At 55.2% G+C, this 805-nt stretch carries 1 protein-coding gene and 2 tRNA genes; 1 reads left to right on the top strand and 2 read right to left on the bottom strand.

Annotation, left to right across the window (positions count from 1 at the left end):
- The coding region (locus E2F50_RS23300; protein WP_210234594.1) for a hypothetical protein at positions 1–243 on the top strand (243 nt) is incomplete at its 5' end.
- Here E2F50_RS23300 and E2F50_RS22820 read toward each other — a convergent pair.
- Together E2F50_RS22820 and E2F50_RS22815 are read right to left on the bottom strand one after the other, a co-directional pair.
- Positions 232–307 (bottom strand) — tRNA-Ala (locus E2F50_RS22820). The genes E2F50_RS23300 and E2F50_RS22820 overlap by 12 nt on opposite strands.
- Positions 308–535: 228 nt before the next feature.
- Positions 536–612: transfer RNA gene (locus E2F50_RS22815), tRNA-Ile, on the bottom strand.
- Positions 613–805 lie beyond the last annotated feature (193 nt).

The raw sequence follows: 805 nt of genomic DNA, 5'->3' as shown, positions 1-805 counted from the left end.
TGGGCTCGGACATCGGTCTACCTTGCGGTAAAACCAACACCTGGAAGCCTCCAGATCAATCTTCTCTTCACGATTTTTGCACAACAGGCAGCACCCAATGCGGATGATGCAAACTCATTTTTCTTCAGAAGACAACGCTTGGCACCTCGTAGACCAGAGGTCGGCGGCCATCGCTGGCCGCGCCGTCCGCAGGCAGCAGCCGAAGGCTGCGCTCGCCGCGAGGACCAAATATGGTGGAGCTGAGCGGGATCGAACCGCTGACCCCCTGCTTGCAAAGCAGGTGCTCTCCCAGCTGAGCTACAGCCCCAATTCGCTTTATTCGCGAGCAATCGGGAACAGCTCAAACTGACAGTGATCAGCCAAAGCCCGTTCATCAACACCATTTCGCACGTCAGATCCGACCCAGGCAATCCATCCACCCTATCAAAGCCTTAAGATCCATCGCCAATACAGGACGATAGTCCGTCGGCCATCGCTGGCCGGCCCGTCCGGAGCATCGATCCAAAGGATCGATAACAGCGTCAGGACCAAATAATGGTGGGCCCGGGTAGACTCGAACTACCGACCCCACGCTTATCAAGCGTGTGCTCTAACCAACTGAGCTACGGGCCCATTCAGTCAAACCGGTCGTGCGGTTTTTTGTCTTCTTGAAGAAAGAGAAACGTAGTCGGCGGCGTCCGCCATACCGAAACAGGCGGACCGAATAAACGATCCAGCGTCGGCGTATTGCGTTGCGATCGTGACCTGACTGGTCCGATCTATATTCTAAAAAGCATAAGGAAAGCTCATACCGGGAAGCATCCAA

The organism is Rhizobium deserti (genome assembly GCF_004358025.1).
Classification (GTDB): Bacteria; Pseudomonadota; Alphaproteobacteria; order Rhizobiales; family Rhizobiaceae; genus Neorhizobium; species Neorhizobium deserti.
This window is presented reverse-complemented; position numbering and strand designations above follow the sequence as displayed.